This window comes from Streptococcus sp. 27098_8_109 (assembly GCF_041432295.1).
Lineage (GTDB): Bacteria > Bacillota > Bacilli > Lactobacillales > Streptococcaceae > Streptococcus.
In genome coordinates, this window is record NZ_JAPVZJ010000011.1 from 28,704 (window position 1) to 48,237 (window position 19,534).

Annotated in this window: 32 protein-coding genes and 1 other RNA gene; 5 read left to right on the plus strand and 28 right to left on the minus strand. The window is 39.6% G+C overall.

Annotated features, from left to right (window positions below):
• The 17 genes from O3664_RS05705 to O3664_RS05785 all read right to left on the minus strand — a co-directional run bounded on the left by O3664_RS05705 (window position 1) and on the right by O3664_RS05785 (window position 7,113).
• A complete protein-coding gene (locus O3664_RS05705) occupies window positions 1–516 on the minus strand; it encodes a DUF1642 domain-containing protein (protein ID WP_371613756.1) in 516 nt (171 codons plus the stop codon).
• Window positions 509–808 (minus strand): hypothetical protein, encoded by a 300-nt coding sequence (locus tag O3664_RS05710; protein WP_371613757.1) that lies wholly within the window; start codon window positions 806–808, stop codon window positions 509–511. The genes O3664_RS05705 and O3664_RS05710 overlap by 8 nt, the downstream gene beginning before the upstream one ends.
• 1 nt (window position 809) lies before the next feature.
• Entirely contained in the window at window positions 810–974 is a 165-nt protein-coding gene (locus O3664_RS05715; protein ID WP_371613758.1) for a hypothetical protein, read from the minus strand.
• A 15-nt stretch (window positions 975–989) separates the two neighbouring features.
• The gene (gene ssb / locus O3664_RS05720) at window positions 990–1,385 is read right to left on the minus strand and encodes a single-stranded DNA-binding protein (RefSeq protein WP_371613759.1); all 396 of its coding nucleotides are present in this window, start codon (window positions 1,383–1,385) and stop codon (window positions 990–992) included.
• An 86-nt stretch (window positions 1,386–1,471) separates the two neighbouring features.
• Window positions 1,472–1,699, minus strand: coding sequence for a hypothetical protein (locus O3664_RS05725; RefSeq protein ID WP_371613760.1), 228 nt, complete (start codon window positions 1,697–1,699; stop codon window positions 1,472–1,474).
• A complete protein-coding gene (locus tag O3664_RS05730) occupies window positions 1,699–1,893 on the minus strand; it encodes a hypothetical protein (protein ID WP_261443442.1) in 195 nt (64 codons plus the stop codon). The genes O3664_RS05725 and O3664_RS05730 overlap by 1 nt, the downstream gene beginning before the upstream one ends.
• A 14-nt stretch (window positions 1,894–1,907) precedes the next feature.
• A complete protein-coding gene (locus O3664_RS05735) occupies window positions 1,908–2,678 on the minus strand; it encodes an ATP-binding protein (protein WP_371613761.1) in 771 nt (256 codons plus the stop codon).
• The gene (locus tag O3664_RS05740; protein WP_371613762.1) at window positions 2,672–2,830 is read right to left on the minus strand and encodes a hypothetical protein; all 159 of its coding nucleotides are present in this window, start codon (window positions 2,828–2,830) and stop codon (window positions 2,672–2,674) included. Before O3664_RS05740 ends, O3664_RS05735 begins: the two co-directional genes overlap by 7 nt.
• On the minus strand, window positions 2,818–3,621 hold the full coding sequence (locus O3664_RS05745) for a phage replisome organizer N-terminal domain-containing protein (RefSeq protein WP_371613763.1): 804 nt from the start codon (window positions 3,619–3,621) through the stop codon (window positions 2,818–2,820). The genes O3664_RS05740 and O3664_RS05745 overlap by 13 nt, the downstream gene beginning before the upstream one ends.
• Window positions 3,614–3,910 (minus strand): hypothetical protein, encoded by a 297-nt coding sequence (locus O3664_RS05750; protein WP_371613764.1) that lies wholly within the window; start codon window positions 3,908–3,910, stop codon window positions 3,614–3,616. The genes O3664_RS05745 and O3664_RS05750 overlap by 8 nt, the downstream gene beginning before the upstream one ends.
• A 12-nt stretch (window positions 3,911–3,922) precedes the next feature.
• Window positions 3,923–4,246: a hypothetical protein gene (locus O3664_RS05755; RefSeq protein ID WP_371613765.1), complete on the minus strand. Its 324-nt coding sequence runs from the start codon at window positions 4,244–4,246 to the stop codon at window positions 3,923–3,925.
• 13 nt (window positions 4,247–4,259) lie between these two features.
• Window positions 4,260–4,550, minus strand: a complete 291-nt coding sequence (locus O3664_RS05760; protein ID WP_371613766.1) for a hypothetical protein — start codon at window positions 4,548–4,550, stop codon at window positions 4,260–4,262.
• 15 nt (window positions 4,551–4,565) lie between these two features.
• Entirely contained in the window at window positions 4,566–5,363 is a 798-nt protein-coding gene (locus O3664_RS05765; RefSeq protein WP_371613767.1) for a ParB N-terminal domain-containing protein, read from the minus strand.
• A gap of 62 nt (window positions 5,364–5,425) precedes the next feature.
• Window positions 5,426–5,716, minus strand: a complete 291-nt coding sequence (locus O3664_RS05770; RefSeq protein WP_371613768.1) for a hypothetical protein — start codon at window positions 5,714–5,716, stop codon at window positions 5,426–5,428.
• 198 nt (window positions 5,717–5,914) lie between these two features.
• Complete coding sequence (locus O3664_RS05775) at window positions 5,915–6,145, minus strand: hypothetical protein (protein ID WP_371613769.1); 231 nt, start codon at window positions 6,143–6,145, stop codon at window positions 5,915–5,917.
• An 11-nt stretch (window positions 6,146–6,156) separates the two neighbouring features.
• Window positions 6,157–6,870 (minus strand): ORF6C domain-containing protein, encoded by a 714-nt coding sequence (locus O3664_RS05780; protein ID WP_371613770.1) that lies wholly within the window; start codon window positions 6,868–6,870, stop codon window positions 6,157–6,159.
• A gap of 27 nt (window positions 6,871–6,897) precedes the next feature.
• Window positions 6,898–7,113: a DUF739 family protein gene (locus O3664_RS05785; protein ID WP_247934812.1), complete on the minus strand. Its 216-nt coding sequence runs from the start codon at window positions 7,111–7,113 to the stop codon at window positions 6,898–6,900.
• Window positions 7,114–7,278: 165 nt separating this feature from the next.
• On the opposite strand from O3664_RS05785, the gene O3664_RS05790 reads away from it, so the two are divergent.
• The 3 genes from O3664_RS05790 (at window position 7,279) to O3664_RS05800 (ending at window position 10,160) form a co-directional block, all read left to right on the plus strand.
• Window positions 7,279–8,013 carry a helix-turn-helix domain-containing protein gene (locus tag O3664_RS05790; protein WP_371613771.1) on the plus strand — a complete coding sequence of 245 codons (735 nt, stop codon included), beginning with the start codon at window positions 7,279–7,281 and terminating at the stop codon, window positions 8,011–8,013.
• 12 nt (window positions 8,014–8,025) lie between these two features.
• Window positions 8,026–8,955 (plus strand): HIRAN domain-containing protein, encoded by a 930-nt coding sequence (locus O3664_RS05795; protein ID WP_371613772.1) that lies wholly within the window; start codon window positions 8,026–8,028, stop codon window positions 8,953–8,955.
• Window positions 8,956–9,077: 122 nt separating this feature from the next.
• Window positions 9,078–10,160 (plus strand): tyrosine-type recombinase/integrase, encoded by a 1,083-nt coding sequence (locus O3664_RS05800; RefSeq protein ID WP_371613773.1) that lies wholly within the window; start codon window positions 9,078–9,080, stop codon window positions 10,158–10,160.
• 142 nt (window positions 10,161–10,302) lie between these two features.
• Here O3664_RS05800 and ssrA read toward each other — a convergent pair.
• From ssrA to O3664_RS05820, 4 genes are all read right to left on the minus strand, one after another.
• Window positions 10,303–10,650, minus strand: a transfer-messenger RNA (tmRNA) gene (gene ssrA / locus O3664_RS05805).
• 61 nt (window positions 10,651–10,711) lie between these two features.
• Complete coding sequence (locus O3664_RS05810; RefSeq protein WP_371613774.1) at window positions 10,712–11,347, minus strand: SGNH/GDSL hydrolase family protein; 636 nt, start codon at window positions 11,345–11,347, stop codon at window positions 10,712–10,714.
• 1 nt (window position 11,348) lies between these two features.
• On the minus strand, window positions 11,349–12,176 hold the full coding sequence (locus O3664_RS05815; protein ID WP_023948499.1) for an HAD family hydrolase: 828 nt from the start codon (window positions 12,174–12,176) through the stop codon (window positions 11,349–11,351).
• Between the two features lie 21 nt (window positions 12,177–12,197).
• Window positions 12,198–13,523, minus strand: coding sequence for a CapA family protein (locus tag O3664_RS05820; protein WP_023948501.1), 1,326 nt, complete (start codon window positions 13,521–13,523; stop codon window positions 12,198–12,200).
• Between the two features lie 174 nt (window positions 13,524–13,697).
• On the opposite strand from O3664_RS05820, the gene def reads away from it, so the two are divergent.
• Window positions 13,698–14,309, plus strand: coding sequence for a peptide deformylase (gene def, locus O3664_RS05825; protein ID WP_001272937.1), 612 nt, complete (start codon window positions 13,698–13,700; stop codon window positions 14,307–14,309).
• Between the two features lie 44 nt (window positions 14,310–14,353).
• Window positions 14,354–15,082 (plus strand): 23S rRNA (guanosine(2251)-2'-O)-methyltransferase RlmB, encoded by a 729-nt coding sequence (rlmB, locus tag O3664_RS05830; RefSeq protein WP_023948503.1) that lies wholly within the window; start codon window positions 14,354–14,356, stop codon window positions 15,080–15,082.
• A 39-nt stretch (window positions 15,083–15,121) separates the two neighbouring features.
• Here the strand turns inward: rlmB and trxB are convergent, their stop codons facing one another.
• The 7 genes from trxB to O3664_RS05865 all read right to left on the minus strand — a co-directional run bounded on the left by trxB (window position 15,122) and on the right by O3664_RS05865 (window position 19,476).
• On the minus strand, window positions 15,122–16,033 hold the full coding sequence (gene trxB / locus O3664_RS05835; protein WP_000272298.1) for a thioredoxin-disulfide reductase: 912 nt from the start codon (window positions 16,031–16,033) through the stop codon (window positions 15,122–15,124).
• A 65-nt stretch (window positions 16,034–16,098) separates the two neighbouring features.
• On the minus strand, window positions 16,099–16,323 hold the full coding sequence (locus tag O3664_RS05840; RefSeq protein WP_000926599.1) for a DUF4059 family protein: 225 nt from the start codon (window positions 16,321–16,323) through the stop codon (window positions 16,099–16,101).
• 77 nt (window positions 16,324–16,400) lie between these two features.
• On the minus strand, window positions 16,401–17,144 hold the full coding sequence (locus tag O3664_RS05845; protein WP_000590982.1) for an amino acid ABC transporter ATP-binding protein: 744 nt from the start codon (window positions 17,142–17,144) through the stop codon (window positions 16,401–16,403).
• Complete coding sequence (locus O3664_RS05850) at window positions 17,144–17,944, minus strand: amino acid ABC transporter permease (protein ID WP_001103445.1); 801 nt, start codon at window positions 17,942–17,944, stop codon at window positions 17,144–17,146. The genes O3664_RS05845 and O3664_RS05850 overlap by 1 nt, the downstream gene beginning before the upstream one ends.
• Window positions 17,945–18,101: 157 nt before the next feature.
• Window positions 18,102–18,458 (minus strand): arsenate reductase family protein, encoded by a 357-nt coding sequence (locus tag O3664_RS05855; RefSeq protein ID WP_023948270.1) that lies wholly within the window; start codon window positions 18,456–18,458, stop codon window positions 18,102–18,104.
• A gap of 5 nt (window positions 18,459–18,463) precedes the next feature.
• Window positions 18,464–18,982 (minus strand): methylated-DNA--[protein]-cysteine S-methyltransferase, encoded by a 519-nt coding sequence (locus tag O3664_RS05860; RefSeq protein WP_020901893.1) that lies wholly within the window; start codon window positions 18,980–18,982, stop codon window positions 18,464–18,466.
• The gene (locus tag O3664_RS05865) at window positions 18,982–19,476 is read right to left on the minus strand and encodes a GNAT family N-acetyltransferase (protein ID WP_023948272.1); all 495 of its coding nucleotides are present in this window, start codon (window positions 19,474–19,476) and stop codon (window positions 18,982–18,984) included. The genes O3664_RS05860 and O3664_RS05865 overlap by 1 nt, the downstream gene beginning before the upstream one ends.
• Window positions 19,477–19,534: the final 58 nt, after the last annotated feature.

Here is a 19,534-nt window from a genome sequence, read left to right on the forward strand (position 1 = left end):
TTACACCTCCTCGATTTCAATCCCTTCGCAAGAGAAAACCCATCCGAACCCAGCCTCTTCTAGTTGTTTGCGGGTGTGGTGTAATCTATAAAATTCATATTCTTGTTCCCCACCCAAAAACCAAGTATTACCATAGTGACGATGTTTCAAAATAATATAACTTGAATTAAACCCTTTAAACTTCACCAAATACCGCTTCTCTTCCTCGATCTCGTAGCCGAATTGGTGCATGTTGACGAGAATTTGGATTGCTTTAGTGTTTATGTCATCAAACCAATCCTTAAAATCATTTTCTGCCTGTTGTTCAAACCTATATACATAATCAAAAATATTAAATTCTAGAGCATATTTGTGTTTTTCGTACCAATCTGCAACAAATTGCGATACTACTGGTTTCTTCGGTTCGTCTAGTAGTCTGATTAAACCAAGGACAACTCTCTTGTCAATCCAAGGTCTTGTTCTTGTATTATGTGCTGGTACGGCTTCGATTCTCTCAATCAATTCCTGCTTATTCATCTTCCAACTCCTCGTTATATTTTTCTACCAATTCATTCAACCACGGCCAAAGTTCGGTTTCTTCACTGATTGGATCAACTTCCCTTTCTTGCAACCAAGCTGAGAAATTAACCACATTATCAATGTAGATTGTGTCGTAATCGCCCCAATCCCAAACAGTTAAATAAATTTCTGTTTCAGTTCCATTTTCATCTTCAACCGTTATTGAACCATTTTCAACCCACGCTGTACCAAAACACAATTCGCAAGTGCCAGTCTGTTCTTCTTGAAAATCTGAATGGTATTCTGTCACTTTATATTTCATCTTCTAAAAATCTTTCAATATCATCTCTTTGGAAGGCTTTCACCAAGCCGTCTAAGTCGTTCAGGGCTTCAATATAGTCTGGACGACCTTGCCCATACTGCTTTTTCAAAAACTCAACAAAGAGATGAATTTCCTGATAGCTTACTCCAATCATATTTCTTACCTCCCACTAAAACGGAAAATCATCTTCCTCAAGTGCATGTCCTGGCATTTGTTCCTCAATGTTCGAACGATTAGCGGTATCATCACGCTTTTCAAGTCGCTCAAAATTCTCTGCGACCACCTCGGTCAGATAGACTCTACGCCCTTCTTTATTCTCATAGTTCCTTGTCTGGATGCGACCAGTCACACCGACCAGGTTGCCCTTCTTGCACCATTCTGCAAACAACTCCGCCTGCTTGCGCCACATCATGCAGTTGATGAAGTCCGCCTCTCGCTCGCCATTGGCTCCCTTGAAATTCCGATTGACCGCCAGAGTAAAGGTAGCAACGGCCACATTCGACGGCGTATATTTCAATTCAGGGTCTTTCGTCAAGCGCCCCACTAACGTAACATTATTGATCATCTTTCTTCTCCTTTCTTGCTGCACGTTCCCCGACTAAGTAGCCGAGAAATAACCACAGAATAGCCATTCCAAATTCTTTAAAAAGTTCAATCATTTTCTTCTCCTCCTGAAAAAGTCGATAAATAGTAACAATCCTTAGCACCATAGTCAAACCGTGTTGTCCGCTGACCAATGTGCTTTTGAAACCTTGGATGAGTGATAGCCGAGAAAGCCCACTGATGGTCTTTCATATGCTCAATGAGATTATCGACATTGTCAAACGTCCCAAGGTAAAATTTACAGTGCCCGTTGTAGACGAAGTAAAGCTCTAACATCACTCCACCTCAACTGGGTAGAAGTTCCCAAAGGAACCCCTCAATGCCTTGCCAACCTGTAAGGCTGCCGCCCGAGAAACAAACCGCAAGGCTTTCTTCTCCTCTGAACATGAAATGTCCAAGCCAGTCACACCGATAATTGCAGACCTCAAGAACGGCTTATCTTCTCTTGTCCCATGCTTTAAAATAAACATCAGCCACCTCCATTCTAAAAATATTGCTTCCGCTTGTTTGTCAAATCATTGAAAACCATCAAATGGTCTTTATCTACACCCTTCATCAGTCTAGACATGAAGGGTCTGCCATATCTTTTCTGAATATCAGCAGAAATCAAATTCGTAGTAATAATTGTATTTGAACGCTTGTTCAGGATATTGTAGAGAATAGTAAACGACCACTCGCTATCCTTTTCCATGCCCAAATCATCTAAAACCAAAAACTTAGCGCTAGCAATTTTGTTGACCAGGAACTCTTCCTGACTAAAATCAGCTTTAATCTTCATCAGTAGGTCCGTCACGTTGATGAAAATAGCAATCTCTTTCGTATACTCAGATAAATCCTTCACCATAGCAAAGGCTAAATGGCTCTTGCCAGTCCCAGGTTCTCCTTGTAGCACGATGTTGTTCCTAGCGCCCTCAGACCATTCGCGACAAATTCTCTTCGCAAAAGCTAGCTTTTCCGCTTCTTTTTCAGTGGGTGTCTCAAAATTGTCCAAAGTCGCATTTTTCAAAACCTCATCATAAAGAGAGAACTTCTCAAGATAGTATTTCCTCTCTCGCTCATTCTCAGCGTTGGCCAGTTCGTTCACTCTTGCCTGATTTTCTTCATGGATCCGCTCAGATTCACACATACGACACACAACACTCTCAGTCCTCAATATCTTTATCAAAGGAATATTGTGCTTTTCGCAAAGCTCTTTCTGTTGTTCTGTATTTCTGCGATAAGATAAGGCAATCTCCTCAAATACATTGTCTACCATACTAGCCTACCTCCGCATTCCTGCCAGCTGGCCATTTCAGACAAGCAGGCAATCACTTGATGAATCGGCTGGCTTGCTAAAAGAGTTTTCTTCTCGTAGCTTAACGGATAGTAGTCTATCTCAAATTGCTCAATTAGTTCTAGTACCCCCATTCGTCCTTAGCCTCCTGTTCTTCTTTCTTATCCTTGTTTTTCTTTTCGGTTTGGCGAACCTGCTCAACAGTCGTGACATTGTTCATCTGCCAATTTCTTAAAATACCACCTATGTATTTGATATTAGGTTTTCCTGAGTTGATTGCAGTCTTCAGTGCTTCCTTTACCAAATCCACATCATTCTCATTTAGTAGATGGTTGATTTCTTCAATCTCAAATCCAGATAAGAGTCTGCGAAATTCAGATTGAAAAAGTTCTAAGATATTTTCTTCACTACCACTACTATTAGTAGTAGTTATTCTTTTCTTATTCTTATCTAATCTATTCTTATTCTTATCTTTATCTTCTTCTAGTGCGTTACCGTCCGTTACTGTAACGTTACCTGTAACGTTACCAAGAGCAAGATTTTTCTGTTTTTTACGATATTTTGCTACACGGTTACGTGTTTGTTCCTTGATTTTCTCCATTCCGTCAATATTTTGATGCTTTTCCCAATTAGGCAAAGTGATGACACCGTCAATAATCTCAACCATCCCGAACTGCTCAAATACTCCCAAAGCCATTCTGACAGTATTCAGTGGTCTACGAAAAATAGTAGCTAACATTTCATCAGTATAATGAACCTTATCAGTCATCATCAACAATCCACTACTATTATGTTTCCCAGCAAGTGTCAAAATTTTGAACCATATCACTAGAATGGCATCGGGATCAGGCAAGGCGTCAATCAGACAAATCTTTTCATCGTCAAAAATATCCGTTGTGATTTTTATCCACTTTATTTCAGACATACCGAGCACCCCACTTCCTGCGATTGGCACGATATTTCATCCGCATATCCTCATAGATGTGTCTGCCTTCTAACTCTAGTTTTTCAAGCTTGAGCAGACGATTTTCAGAGACTACATCACGATAGTCCTTAGCTAGTTTTTCATAGTCGTCCAGGTATTCTTTGATAAGTGAAATTTTTCTATTCTCGTCCTCTAAATATAGTTCAAAATCAGACTTCTCTTCATCAGACGACATCATTTTAATATTCACTCTCTCATGCCACGACAGCCATTCAATCAATTCTTCCATTTCCTGACCTCCTCATGACAAAAATCTGATTGCAGACTGTTTCGGCTCTGGCAAGGCTAGAGGCTCAGGGCGTAAGCCTACAGGCGGTTCGTTGTCATATGTGAATCCTTTGAACTCTCTGCGAATATTCTTGCGAATTTCTTGCCATTTGTCCTCTCTACCACGTTCGTAAGCATGGTTGTATCCTTGGATAATCATAGACGCAAATTCTTGCTCTTCTCGTCTTTCTTTTTCCTTACGCTCCTCTTGCAATTTGATATGACGGCAAAGCCCTGCAAATCCAATCAGCAAAGCTCCAACACCCATCAACTGGTCTAAAATCGGTGGTTCAAACATTTTTTAATCTCCTTTATTTTGCTAACTGACTTTGAAACCGAAGTACATCGTTCATGTCATATAAATATTTACCGCCTTTGGCGTTTTGCTGGTAGCGGAATTTCCCTGCGTCTCTGAAATCTTCAATTTTCTTACGACCCCAACCTGTCTCCGCTTGAACCTCTTTGATAGGCGCCCAGTGAGTTCTCCTTGAACTTCGTCTTTCTGCCTCTTGTATAGATTGATAAACAAGTTCGATGATTCTCTCTGAAGCTTTTTCAACTGCTGCTTCAACCAATTCATTCAAATCAACTGCCATTGGCATTTTTCCTCTCTTTTTTTAATGATCTTCATCTTGTTTAGGCAAACTAGGAATTGTTAACGATCCTTTTCTATTGATGAAGTATTGAATTAAAGAAGGGTGATCATCACTCCATCTTCCGTTATAGGTTTCTAAAAAAGTTAATAACAATTTTTTCTTTGAAAATCCTTCAATAGCTTCTGACGTCAAATCCGACTTTTTTAATTGCGTCAACATTCTGTTTTCATCAAAAACAGATGTCGTATACAAAGTCCATAAAACAGATTGTAGAAATGGTTTGTTAGGAAGTTTTGTTTCGTTTAAAACTCGTTCGTAGAACTTACAAAACTCTCTTAACTGTTTTTCGTTTGAAAATACATAATCGCCTTGTTTTAATTTTCTGATGATTGGTGTAGCTGTACCATCACGTCTTCCTGACCCAGCTATAATTGCCATCCTGTCACTAAGCAATTCATTTTCATCTAAAAATTTAGCTAATTTAATAAACTCAGGGTCTCCTTCTAAAGAAAAAGAATACACATAATCTTGTAATGCCCAATTGACGGCCGATGTATTCATCGAAATTACCGTTTTAAAATTAGCCGTAGGGTCAACTATGAATCGCACTGGTTTTCTATGCTTTCTCAAGTAATACAGACGATGTTGTCCGTCAATAACTTCCATCTTCCCATTTACTAAAATTGGTTGACGTTGACCTTCTGACAAAAGTTCTTCTTCAAGTTTAGGATTTTCAGTGATTTTTCTATTGCTGATTTTTCTAAACATATCGTAATCTGTGGTTGTTAAAATTTTATTTGAATTTGAAGTAGTGTTCATGTTATAATCCTCTTGTAAAGTTTTTTTAGTATGCGCCTGATTGCCGTCAGGTGCTTTTTTGTTTATAAATTTGAAATTCTAATGAGAATTTCTTCCAATTCTTCTTTGCCATTGATGTGCCCAATCACGTCATCGGTGATTTCTGATTTGTAATCTAAATCCCACAAACCTGTTTCCTTGTTATATTTGACAACTGCTAACTCAAGCCCGTAAGAATACTTGTTGTGAATTACACTGGCGCCATAACCATTAGCAAAGTGATACTCATGTCTCGGATACTTAAAATGGCTATCTGAGTGTACAGTAAATTCCTCGCAATCAATTTCGATTTTAGGTAAATTGTATTGTTCCATACTTTATTAACCTTCCATTTGTTTCTTTAACTTCTCGATAACCCTCTGAAGTTGTTTCTCATCAACAGAACCAACCGATAAATTCTTAACGCTTATACTTCCTGCGCTTATTGTTAATTTTCGTTTTATCCTGCTATACGGATATCGTCTTGGTCTCATTCCTTCCTCTTTCTTCTGGAACTCGTTGTGTCGGTACGTTTACTCCGAAGCCTTCTTTAAAATCATTGCGTAAATCTTACGCTGTTTTTCAAGGACATCTGGATTTTCATTTAAAAATCTAGCAATTGTCAAAGCTCTGTTAAAGTTCAAAACAAATTTTATTTTTTGGTCTTTGGTATATCCTTCCACCATCGGACCGAATGAGTTGTCTATACTAGCTAGTATCTCTTCATCCAAAACGACCTTTGCAGATAATAAATCGACTCTCATTTCTTACCTTTCTACACTTCGTCAAATGAATTCAATTTCATGATTTTCATCTTAGTGTTGGTGCTTGGCTCCCACGTCATCCAGTAAGCAAGAGCAGCGTCCGCAAACTTCTTCGATAGCAAGTCATAGCGACTGATATTGAAATGATCCTTGAAATCAATCTCAGCTTGTCTAAATACCGACTGAGCAAAAATCTTATCCGCATAAGCTGGACTATCAATACCACCAAGGCAAGCCACAACCCGAGCCTTACGCTTCTTCAGGAGCGACTGAGCGTAGCTTGGATGGATTGGTTGCTCACTCTTGAGGTAGTCAATATCTTCCAGCATGGTCGCCTGTTGCTCACGCAATTTCTTTTGGCCAGTAAACAGAGCGATAAAGGCATCCTCGTCCAAGTCCTCACGGATGAAACCGCCCTGCTTGCGAATAGCTGGCAAGACCTCTGATGTCACCCAACGCTTGAACTCTTTGGCTTGAGGTAACTTGCTGGATAGAATAAGAGAGTAGAGACCAGATTCGTTGATGATAATAGTATTTTGTGTTCGACCTAAATTGTCGGTGAGTCCGTATTTCACGGAGTCATCTTCATCAACGTGCCGAGAAATTGCGTCCAGAGGTTTAGCATATCCTAAGATGTCTGCGACATCTTTTCCCACAAACCACGGCTCGTCATCAATTGTCAAAGTACGGACTTCCTGCCCGTGAAAGTTAAAAATTTCGTTCATAGTATTCCTTTCTTTAATTTGTCGCACTTATGCGACTGTTTCGCTAAAAAAAATAGATAAAGCTTCGTCTTTTGAAAGATTGAGGGAAGAAACAATCAAGTTTACTTCTTGTATAGAGAAACTACCATTTTGTTTCATTTTTCTATAGAACGTACTCTTATCAATCCCAATATCTTTTGCTAAAGCCTCTTGAGTAGTATTGCGTTCGATAATTTTTCCTTTTAATTTCGATACATTTACCATATCTGCTCCTTTCCATTTGTCGCATTTGTGCGACTTGTTGTTTTAAGTATAACTGATAAAAAAGGAAATGTCAACAAGAAAATCGCATTTTTGAAACTTTTTATATTGCATTTTTGCGACTAATGTTGTAAAATTATTGTGTAATATATAATAAGGGGTAAAAAAATGAATGTCGGAGAAAGAATAAAACAACGTCGAAAAGCGTTGAAAATGTCTGCGGACGAGCTTGCAGAAAGTGTAGGTGTCTCTCGTTCTACTATTTTTAGGTACGAAAAAGGAGATATTGAAAAGGTTGGACCTGAAGTATTAAAAAAAATCGCTGACAAATTAAATGTATCACCTGGAGACTTGATGGGATGGGAAGACAATCAACAAGAATTGAAAATCCCAACCTCCCCGTTGGTTCACAAAATTACTGAAAAGGTTGTCAAGCTATCAACTCCGAGAAAACAAAAGGTTCTTAACTACGCTAACGAACAATTGAAAGAGCAAAATAATAAAGTAATCACAATTGAGGAAAAGCTTTTTGAATACCGTGTTTTTGAAAAGCTATCAGCTGGTACTGGGTTTTCATACTTCAACGATGGGAACTATGACACTGTTTTTTATGACAAAGACCTAGACCACGATTTTGCTTCTTGGGTTTTTGGAGACTCAATGGAACCTAAGTACATGAATGGAGAGGTTGTTCTTATAAAAGAAACAGGTTTTGACTACGATGGTGCCATTTATGCAGTTGATTGGGATGGTCAAACTTATATCAAAAAAGTCTATAAAGAAAAAGACGGTCTCCGACTCGTCTCTATCAATAGCAAATATAAAGATAAATTCGCACCATTTGAAGAAGATCCAAGGATTATTGGAAAAATAGTCGGAAACTTCATGCCAATTGAAAATTAAAAGGAGAAACTTATGAAAATAGGAATGAGAAAACCAAGTCTGACCAGAAGTTTAAAAGCTAGAACTACTAGTAAATGGAAAAGACAGGCTAAAAAAGCTATTATCCCTGGCTATGGTAAAAAAGGGATGGGATGGGTTAAAAATCCAAAGAAAGCCATGTATAACAAGATTTATCATAAGACAACCTTTGGACTTTCAGATTTGTTCAAATCGTCCAAAAAGAGCAAGAAGAAAGTAAACACCAATAAACAACAATCTATTGTTGCTTCTACCGGCAAAAAGCAACACACGTCAAAAGATTACAAAAAGACATCACTAGTTTTTCTTGTAATTTCTATAATACTGCTTTTTCTGATTCCTCCTCTTGGAGTCATACTTTTGTTCTTTAGTTTCATAATGTTTTTAATCGGCCATTTCACTGCAAAACAAGAAAAAAAGGCAAAGAAAAAGAAACAAATAGAGAATTATAGCGGTCCTAGTGTTGATAAGATCGTTTTCCATGATGATTTCTTGTTGATGGGGACAAATTATCATAAAGAAGAGGCTGAGCTTGCTGCTGATTTTCTTTCTGGAGGAATCCACTATTTCGGAAAAGATAATAAGAGTTTGAAATCTTATATGCTTGAAACATATAAACCTGTTTACAAATACAATAAATTGAAAACAGTAGACGTTCAACTATTACCAGAACCTTCAAATCCGCATGATAAAAATGCTGTCAAAGTTTTAGTGAATAATATCTTTGTTGGATACTTACCAGCTGTGATTGCATCACAAATTTCATCATACATAGCTAATCCAAATTATCGATACGATGCAATCCTTACTGGTAGAGGTGGACCATATAAAACCCTAAATATTGAAACCGAGAGAGTTGTTACTCGTGAAAAAGAACTAACGTATTATCTAGATTTAACAATATGGCGCCTAGCCAAAAAATAATAAAAAAGCCCCACGCTCTCAAACTTTGGCGAGTCTGAGCGTGAGGATTAGCGTTATAAGAAAAAACCATTAAAAAGGTCGTTTTCTTATACCCATTTTATCAAGAAATGAGGTGAAAATCAATGGAAATTAGATCTTATAAAAAGAAAAACGGAGAAACTGCTTTCGGTTTTAGAATCTATGTCGGAAAAGAAAACGGAAAAGACAAGTATATTAAACGAAGAGGGTTTGCAACGAAAGCAAAAGCAAGAGCAGCACTACTCCAGCTTCAAGAAGATATAGAAAATGGAGAACAGTACAAGAAAGAAATAACGGTTGAGGAAATTTCTAAAAAATGGCTCAAAGATTATTCTGAAACTGTACAAGAAAGCACTTATATCAAAACATCCAGGAATTTCAAGAATCACATATATCCAGTTTTCGGAAAACGAAAGATAGCAACAATCACACCACTTCAAATGCAAGAACAAGCCAATGAGTGGTCGAAGAAATTAGTCTATGGTCGTAAGATGAAAGGTTTGATGAATAATGTATTCAAATACGCTATTAGGCATGGTTACATTGAAACCAATCCAGTTGATAGCGTGATTACCTCGATAAGAAAGAAATCAGATATAAAAAGTGACTTTTACAACAAAGATGAGCTTCAAAAGTTCTTAAAACTTGTTGCTAAAACAAAGGATCTAGAAAAGATAACTCTGTTTCGCCTTCTAGCCTTCACAGGAGCACGAAAGGGGGAGATTTTAGCCCTTGAATGGAGTGACTGGACAGATAGCACTTTGGACATAAACAAGGCCATTACAAGAGGCTTTGCAGGCGAAGAGATTGGTAACACCAAAACGGTCAGCAGTAATCGGCTGATTAGCCTAGACAAGAAAACAAAAAGTATTTTGAAAAAATGGAGAAAGCAAAACCCAAATACCAAATACATTTTTGAAAATGAATTTAAAAAACCAATTCCCAGCACTCTTCCCAGAAAATGGCTGATCAAAATTGTGGAAGGTAGCGACCTGCGTCCGATTAAAATTCACGGATTCAGACACACACATGCCAGTCTATGTTTCGATGCTGGCATGACTTTGAAACAAGTCCAACATCGTCTTGGTCACTCTGACTTAAAAACGACCATGAACGTTTATACTCACATAACAAAGCAAGCAAAGGACGACATCGGAGAACGCTTTGCAAATTATATTGATTTTTAAACACGACAGACCTTCTTCAAAAAGAGGGTCTGTTTTAGGGTCTGCTTTTTTCGCAAAAGAATACCAAGGAATACCAAAGACAAAAACAAAAAACGTTGATTTAACAACGTTTTACCAAGGAATGCGAAAGAATGCAAAGGAATAATGGAGCCGGTGGGAGTCGAACCCACGTCCAAACATCTGCTAACATATTTGTCTACAACCATAGGTTATGTATTCGTTTAACAGTCCCTCGACACATAACTCAAGCCTAGAAACCGCGAGTCTATCAATCTCTTATCAAGCCGCTAGACAAGACTTGATCGTATCTCGCTAATAATAAGACCTGTCATTGAACACGAGCAATCCAAATCGGGTCACGCCTGCTGGTTTTTAGGCAGCTAGAGCGTAAGAAGTGTTATTTTTTGCAGTTATATTTAACTGAGCGTTTACGTCGCCACACGAGTCGCAAAATATGCCTCATAATGCCTGTCGAATCCGTAACGACCCCAAAAGACAATAAAACCATTATACCTTATCTAACACAAAAATGCAAAAAGGAAAGCAATTAACTACAAAAGATAGTCTTTCAAAGATTTTGTCAAAACCTGATAACCAGCAACACTAAGGTGCAACCCATCAGTTGTATAATCTTTTTTGAGTTGACCTGCCTGGTCTGTCAAACTATCAAAAACTGGCACAAATTCTACCTGCATATAGGCAGAAGCAAGCTCTTGATAGGCTTGATTCCATTTCTGAATTTTTTCATTCGTGCGGATATAGACTGTCTGCTTGTACTCCTCTCCCTCATTGACTGGCAAAATAGAAAGCAATTTAATCTCAGTCAATGGATAATCGCGAGCAATGGATTGTATGATAGCTTCGAGATTATTGAGAGCCTCATTCACAGGCACATCTTTTCCGATATCATTTGTCCCAATCAAAAGGACAATTTTATCTACTGCTCCACCGTAAAGATGCGCATCTAGATTCTCTCGTAACAGCCCTGTCTGATAACCACGAATTCCTCGATTGACAATTGTCTTTGAAGTCCCAAATAGTTCCTGCAGAGGATAGTATTCGACAATGGAATCCCCAATAAAAAGAATATCTGGCTCTACAACAGAAACCTGATTTAAGTGACGATACTTGGTTTGAATTTTTTCTTGTTCCTTTAGTAACCAATTTTCTAATAACTGTACTGCCACTTCATTCTCCTTTTTCTAACCAGTTTTCCAAGACTTGATAAACTCCTCCTTGGCTGTTGGCTGGCGCTAGAGCAGTCGCCACAGCTTTGGCCTTGTCATCAGCATTTTCCATCGCATAGGCAATTCCAGCCATTTCAAGCATTTCAACATCATTTTCACTGTCACCGAAAGCCATGATTTGTTGGGAGGTCAAGTCCCAGCGCTTGAGTAATTCTTCCAAGCCCCATGCTTTATGAATTCCAGCTTGAAGGATATCAATGCAACCATAGCCACTCGATACAGCACGAACACGGCCATCAAAGAGGTCATTGATTTCTTCCAAGACCGAACTCAAACGTTCCTCACCAACAACCATACTCATCTTGAGCACACCACCAAAGAGGTCAGAGGTTAATTCGTCCACAAATTGCATCCGTTGGTAGAATTTTTCAATCATTTCTGGAGTCATAAAACTTTCAAGGTCTGTAAAAATCGTACCTTCTTTGACGAAACCACCCTTTATAGACGTTACAACAAACTGATCCTGACACGCTCGACCCTTAAAATGAGCCAAAGCCTTATCGACAATGGCATCATCCCAAGTCTGAGCCTGAATCAGTTCATTGTTTTCAAAAATACGAGCACCGTTTGCAACAACCAGAACCACCCGATCGACCAAGTGCTCCAGTAGTTGCCTCATGCGGTGAATTTCATTGCCCGTCGCAATGACAAAACGAATACCCCTTTGATCCAACTGATCTAAAATCTTTTCCAAACGTGGGAGATCAAGCTGGCCTCTAGCATCCAGCAAGGTCCCATCCATATCTGTTGCAATTACCTTAATCGTCATTTACTTCCCTCTGGATTCAAGCTAATCCCACTTCAATCCTACGTGTTCGTTCATTTCTTTATAGGCTGTATCAATTCGTTCCTTAGTCGCTTCATCTAACTTGTCACGATGACTACCACCCTCGATAAAATCTTCTAAGATATAGGTTTGGTAAAGGAAGAGTGGATAACCTTCTGGAGAATAGGTTCCTTTTGGTGTACGGTTTACCCAAGAAGGATGCGCTTTGGCAGTTTCGATTGTCGTCTTACCGGCTTTTTTCTTAATAGTCACATCCATGAGCACGCCACGCTCTGTCCACTTAGCATTCTCTTCATCTTGCATGGTTTCAATTCGTTGATTGGAAATGAAGTTCCCCATTGAATAGATAATGAGTTTCTTGTCCCCATCTTTTTCAACCGTTTCAGATGGTTCAACTACGTGAGGGTGCCCTCCAAAGATAATATCAGCTCCCCAATCGATCATCTTGTGATAAAGAGCCTTTTGTTCTTCAGTTGGTTCCAAGCGATATTCCACACCCATCTGAGGCATGATAATGGTGATATCCGCTTCCTTCTCTGCTCGTTCAATTTCAGCCTTCATCTTGTCTTCATTTAGGTCTGAAAGATAGCGGTTATAGTCTTCTTGAGAAATACTTTGCTCAATTCCATTGAAACCATAGGAATAGGCTAACAGTGCAACCTTGATACCATTCACTTCCTTAATGACCAGCGGAGCTTGATCACGTGACTCATGCGTATACACTCCAATAGGTGTCATTCCTGCCTTTTCAATAGCATCTGCAGTTGAAACCACACCTTCTATTTGTGAATCTAGGATATGGTTATGCGCCAAGTCTAGCACTTGATAACCAGCATCCTTGATGGCATCCATAACTTCACCAGGTGCATTAAAGAGAGGATAACCTGCCAAATAGTGGTCCTTGTTCACAGTACCTTCAAAATCACCTATAATCAAGTCTGCTTGTTTGAGCCATGGCTTCACATAATCAAAATTTTCATGAAAATCATAGGTTCCATCTTCTTTTAAAGCTGAACGATAGATAGGAATATGATAGAGGAGGTCCCCATTTGCCATAATTCTGGCAGTTTTTTCCTCTTCCTGATCTTTAGCATTTTGATTAGACTTATTTGCTTCTTGAGAAATGGTATCTCGTTTTTGAGTGGTTAAAGGGATTCCTTGGAAACTTTCAAACAACAAGACCAAGCCCATTGATAAAGCAACTGCTAGCAAGAGTATCGCCACAAATCCCTTATTACTCCACTTGCGATAACTCCTAAAAAAGTTTACAAAGCCTCTCACAAAATGAAAAACTGGTCCACGTTTATGTCTATCTTGTCTTCTTTGCATCTTCATTCTCCCTACTTTCTAATGCAAGCCTTTTCTTTTTATTATATCACAGATAAGTATTTCTTTCACAATTGAATTGAACTTCCTATCTATTTTCTATAAATCCTAAAGGCTGTAATACTTTCAATCCTTGTCATTTTGTGATATCATGTAGAGGTAATGAAAGGAGAGAAAATGTCTGCAATAGAACGTATTACAAAAGCTGCTCACTTAATTGATATGAAAGATATTATCCGCGAGGGAAATCCAACTCTACGCGCGGTTGCTGAGGAAGTCACTTTCCCCTTGTCTGACCAGGAAATCATTCTCGGTGAAAAGATGATGCAATTCCTCAAACATTCCCAAGATCCTGTCATGGCTGAAAAGATGGGGCTCCGAGGTGGTGTTGGACTTGCTGCTCCTCAATTAGATATCTCAAAACGTATTATCGCTGTTTTGGTACCAAACATTGTTGAAGAAGGTGAAACTCCGCAGGAAGCCTACGACTTACAAGCCATTATGTACAATCCAAAAATCGTCTCTCACTCTGTTCAAGACGCTGCTCTTGGCGAAGGAGAAGGTTGCCTCTCTGTTGACCGCAATGTGCCTGGCTATGTTGTTCGCCATGCTCGCGTTACTGTTGACTACTTTGACAAGGACGGCGAAAAACACCGTATCAAGCTCAAAGGCTACAACTCCATCGTTGTTCAGCATGAAATTGACCACATCAACGGAATCATGTTTTACGATCGTATCAATGAAAAAGACCCATTTGAAGTTAAAGATGGTCTACTGATTCTTGAATAAATAAAATCCCGTTGCAAGACGGGGTTTTGTGTTATAATAGAGGCATGAAAACAAATGATATTGTCTATGGCGTCCACGCCGTTACCGAAGCCCTCCTTGCAAACACAGGGAACAAACTTTACCTCCAAGAAGATCTCCGAGGTAAGAATGTTGAGAAAGTCAAGGAACTGGCTACAGAAAAGAAGGTATCCATTTCTTGGACCTCAAAAAAATCCCTCACTGAGATGACTGAAGGTGCTGTTCATCAAGGTTTTGTTCTACGAGTGTCTGAATTTGCCTATAGCGAGCTGGATCACATCCTTGCCAAAACACGCCAAGAAGAAAATCCACTGCTATTGATTCTGGATGGTCTAACTGATCCCCATAATCTAGGTTCTATCTTGCGAACAGCCGATGCGACCAACGTTTCAGGTGTCATCATTCCCAAGCACCGTGCTGTCGGAGTTACTCCTGTCGTTGCCAAAACGGCCACAGGTGCTATTGAACACGTTCCAATTGCCCGAGTGACCAACCTCAGTCAAACCTTAGACAAACTCAAGGATGAAGGGTTCTGGACCTTTGGAACGGATATGAATGGTACTCCTTGCCACGAGTGGAATACAAAAGGGAAAATTGCCCTCATCATCGGAAATGAAGGAAAAGGCATCTCTAGCAACATCAAAAAACAGGTTGATGAGATGATTACCATTCCGATGAATGGACATGTTCAAAGTCTCAATGCCAGTGTTGCTGCAGCCATTCTCATGTACGAAGTTTTTCGAAATAGACTATAAAAAAAGTTTCCAGTCATCTGATTGGAAACTTTTTTATGATTAACTATGTTCGGTGATAAACTTGTAAGCTTCTTGACCAGCTATAGCTCCATCTCCAACCGCTGTTGTTACTTGGCGAAGGTCTTTCAAGCGAACATCTCCAACGGCAAAGATACCATCAACTGCAGTTTTCATGTGGTTATCTGTCACAATCCAGCCTGCCTGATCTTGGATATTCAATTCTTTAACAAAATCGCTAAGAGGGTCCAATCCAACATAGATAAAGACACCACCAAAGGCTTGTTCTGTCACTTGACCTGTTTTCACATTTTCAAATACGACAGATTCTACTCGATTTTCACCCTTGATTTCCTTTACTACAGAATCCCAGATAAAGCTGATTTTCTCATTCGCAAAGGCGCGGTCTTGTAAAACTTTTTGGGCACGAAGTTGGTCACGACGGTGAACAATGGTAACAGTCTTAGCAAAACGAGTCAAGAAGAGGGCTTCTTCAACAGCTGAATCTCCACCACCGACTACCAACAAATCTTGGTCACGGAAGAAAGCACCATCACACACAGCACAGTAAGAAACACCACGACTGTTCAGTTCTTCTTCTCCAGGTACTCCCAAAGGACGGTGTTTAGAACCAGTTGCTACGATAACTGTACGTGTTTCATATGTTTGGTCATCAGTCATCACTTTCTTAAAATCACCATGATCTTCTACATTTTCAACATAGCCATAAATGTGCTCAACACCAAGATTTTCAAGAGGTTCAAACATTTTTTCTGCCAATTCTGGCCCACTAATATTAGCGTATCCAGGGTAATTTTCAATATCAGATGTATTATTCATCTGACCACCTGGCAGACCACCTTCAATCAAGGCTACTTTTAGATTGCTTCGAGCAGCATACAAGGCTGCAGTCATCCCTGCAGGTCCAGCACCGATAATAATAGTATCGTACATATAGATTCCTTCTTTCTTGTTGTAACTATCTTTATTCTAACTCTTTCTTGTCAATCACGCAAGGATTATGCCTTGAAAACAAGAATTAAACTCATAACCGCAAAGGATAATACTGGAACAACCAAGACACCAATCATAATCATATCATAGAGATGGGCTTGGCGAGCCTTGGCAGTCTTATCAACTCCCGACATGGCTCTCAGTCCAATCCAAATCCCTAAAAAAATCAGGACGAGGATGGTGGTCAAGATCAAACTCTCGAAATATAAAGAAAATAGTTGCAGTAGCATGATTTCTCTCATTTCTATCTTTTTTAAAGAGTAAACTCAGCTAGTCCAGCTAACTGAGTTTTTCTTTATCTATTATATCAAATATAAGTCCGTTTGTAACTAGCGAAGAATTCTTTTGTTCGCTCTTCTTTAGGATGGTGGATAATCTCATCCGGTGTTCCAGACTCAATGATTTTCCCCTTATCTAGGAAGAGAATCTTATCCGCAACTTGAGCTACAAAGGACATGTCATGACTAACCAAAATCATGGTTTGACCTGACTTAGCAGCATCTGCAATAGACTTTTCTACCTCGCCGACCAATTCTGGATCAAGGGCTGAAGTTGGTTCGTCTAAGAGCAAGACATCTGGTTTCATCGCAAGTGCACGCGCTAGGGCAACCCGTTGCTTCTGTCCACCTGATAAATGGCGAGGGTAATGGTTTTCACGGTCAGAAAGCCCAACCTTAGCCAACTCTTCCTTGGCAATCTTGGTTGCTTCTTGGTCAGATAATTTCTTGACAACAACCAAGCCTTCTTTCACATTATCAAGTGCTGTACGGCGCTCAAACAAATTAAACTGCTGAAAAACCATAGACAGCTTACGACGAAGGGCAAGGATTTCTTCTTGAGTGATTTTAGAAAAATCAACTGAGAAATCATCAATCTGAATAGAGCCACTGTCAGGTGTTTCAAGATAATTGAGACTACGAAGAAAAGTTGATTTTCCAGCTCCTGAAGAACCAATCAAGGCTACTACTTCCCCTTTTTGAATATCCAAGTTCAGATGATCCAAGACAGTCTGTCCTGAAAAGGATTTGCTTAAATTCGAAATCTTAATCATTAACGAAGGTCTCCTTTCACATCTGTTTGGACTGTATCGGGTGCAGAAATAGCCATTTTTCTCTCGATGAAACGACCGAGGCTTTCAATTCCGATATTGACTACCCAATAAACAAGGGCAACAGAGATGAAGCGCTCAAAGTAACGATAATCAGCTCCACCCAGAATCTGAGCTTGGGCAAAGACTTCCACAACACCCGCACTGAAGGCTAGAGAAGTCCCTTTGGTCAAGCCGATTAGGGAATTGATTAAGGTTGGAGTTGCCACAACGGCTGCATTTGGAATAATCACGCGACGATAAACTTGTGCTCGGGTCATCCCCAGACTGCGTGCTGCTTCAATCTCACCAGGATTGACTGAGAGAATGGCTGCACGAATAGTTTCACTAGCATAAGCTGCCTCATTAAAGGCAAAGGCGACAATTGCAAAAGCAGCGGCTGGAATCGCATTGATATTGAAACCAGTTCCCCATTGCTGATTGAGAGCTTTCAAAGCCAAAGGGATTCCGTAGTAGGTCAACATGAGTTGAACCAAAATCGGTGTCCCTTTTAAGAAACTAACAAAGAAGGCCTGCAAGGGATATAAAATTTTGACACGATTGATTTTCACAATGGCAAAAAGAAGTGCCAAAACCAAGCCAAAAAGAGCACCACCAATTGTCAACATAATCGTTATTGGAAGTTGTTGAACAATTCTTGGGATCCCATCAAAGACCGAACGCAAGCTAAACAGCTTGCCATCCGGAATCAATTGCATCAAATTTTGGTACCAATCTGATGCTAAAATCGTTGTAACATTCATAAAAACATCCTCTCCTGCTAATGATTCATTCTACCATACTTCTGCCGTCAATGAAATTATTTGCTACGGTCAGATACAGACTTTGTCTACCTACTAGTTTATCATACTTTGAAACAGGGAGGTTATATATTTTATCTATCAAAGAGATAAGTAAAAACTATTTCAATCCCAATTCTTCATAAGGTTTTCGATAACCGATTTGCTTAACAGTTCCATCCTCCACTAAAATCGGTCGTTTTAACAACATTCCGTCGCTTGCTAGCAACTCGGCCGCTTCTTGGTTTGACAGACTTCCTACCTTATCTTTCAGCCCCAATTCACGGTATTTGATTCCACTGGTGTTGAAAAATTGCTTCAACTCGAAACCTGAGGTCTCTAGCCAGTTTAAAACGACTTCTTGACCAGGTGTTTCTTCCACGATGTGAACAGCTTTATAGTCTACACCGAGTTGGTTTAATTCTTGTTTTGCTTTTTTACAAGTTGAACATTTTGGGTATTCGATAAATTCTAACATGTGTTTCACTTTCTATTGTTTATATCTTTAAAATCTGCGTCTTCATGCTCCAAGAGCCAAGCTTTCTTTTCCACTCCTGCAGCATAACCTGTCAGACGCTTGCATGCTCCCAGCACACGATGACAAGGTACTAGGATAGACCAAGGATTGCGTCCTACCGCTCCGCCAATTGCTTGAGCAGAAGCCACTTGCAGATCTTGGGCTATTTGTCCATAGGTCACTGTCTGACCATAAGGAATTCTCTGTAAATAGGACCAAACTCGCTTTTCAAAATCCGTTCCGATTGGAGCCAAGGGCAAGTTGGATAAATCCTGAGACTTACCTTTAAAGTAAGCATCTAAGCAAGTAATAACTGGGTCTAAAATGGGATGACTAACAACTGCTTCTATCGTCTCATCTCCTAGTCCCCTCTCAAAATGCTTCTGCTCCTGCACCCAAATGCCATACAGATATTGCTCGTCAGCAACCAAAGACAAGGTTCCTATTGGCGAAAAGTAGAGCATTTTTACGTACTTCTTTTGCATTATTTCTTCAATTTTTGATAGGCCAAGCGTTCGCCATCAACTGGAACCTTACCAACCTGTTTAAAACCGAGTTTTTCAAAGATATGCTGCATGGCCTCGTTTGCAACATGCGTATCTGAGCGAAAATCTAGGTAATCAAATCCTTCAATCAAGCCTTCTAGGAAAGTCTGAGCAACCCCCTGTCCCTGCACATCTGCTGCCACAGCAATACGGTGAAAGACTAGGTACTCTGACTCTCCAGATTGCCATTTTCCTTCATAAATGGCTTCATAGGTTGCCTCTGGACTCTTGGTCACGGCTGCATAAGCTAGTAATTCTCCCTCTTCCAAGGCTACGTAGGCTTGACCTGAGATAATATCCTCAGTAATAATATCAGCATTTGGATAACCATTTTGCCACTGGTCACTACCAACATCTGCTAAACATTTTTTAGCATCTTCCATCACCTGCATGATGGCATCTACTTCATTTGGAAAAGCTAAACGAATCTCCATCTTTTCTCCTCATTTCTGACTAGTTTCTCCCATCATAGCATAATTTAAGTCTTTCTAC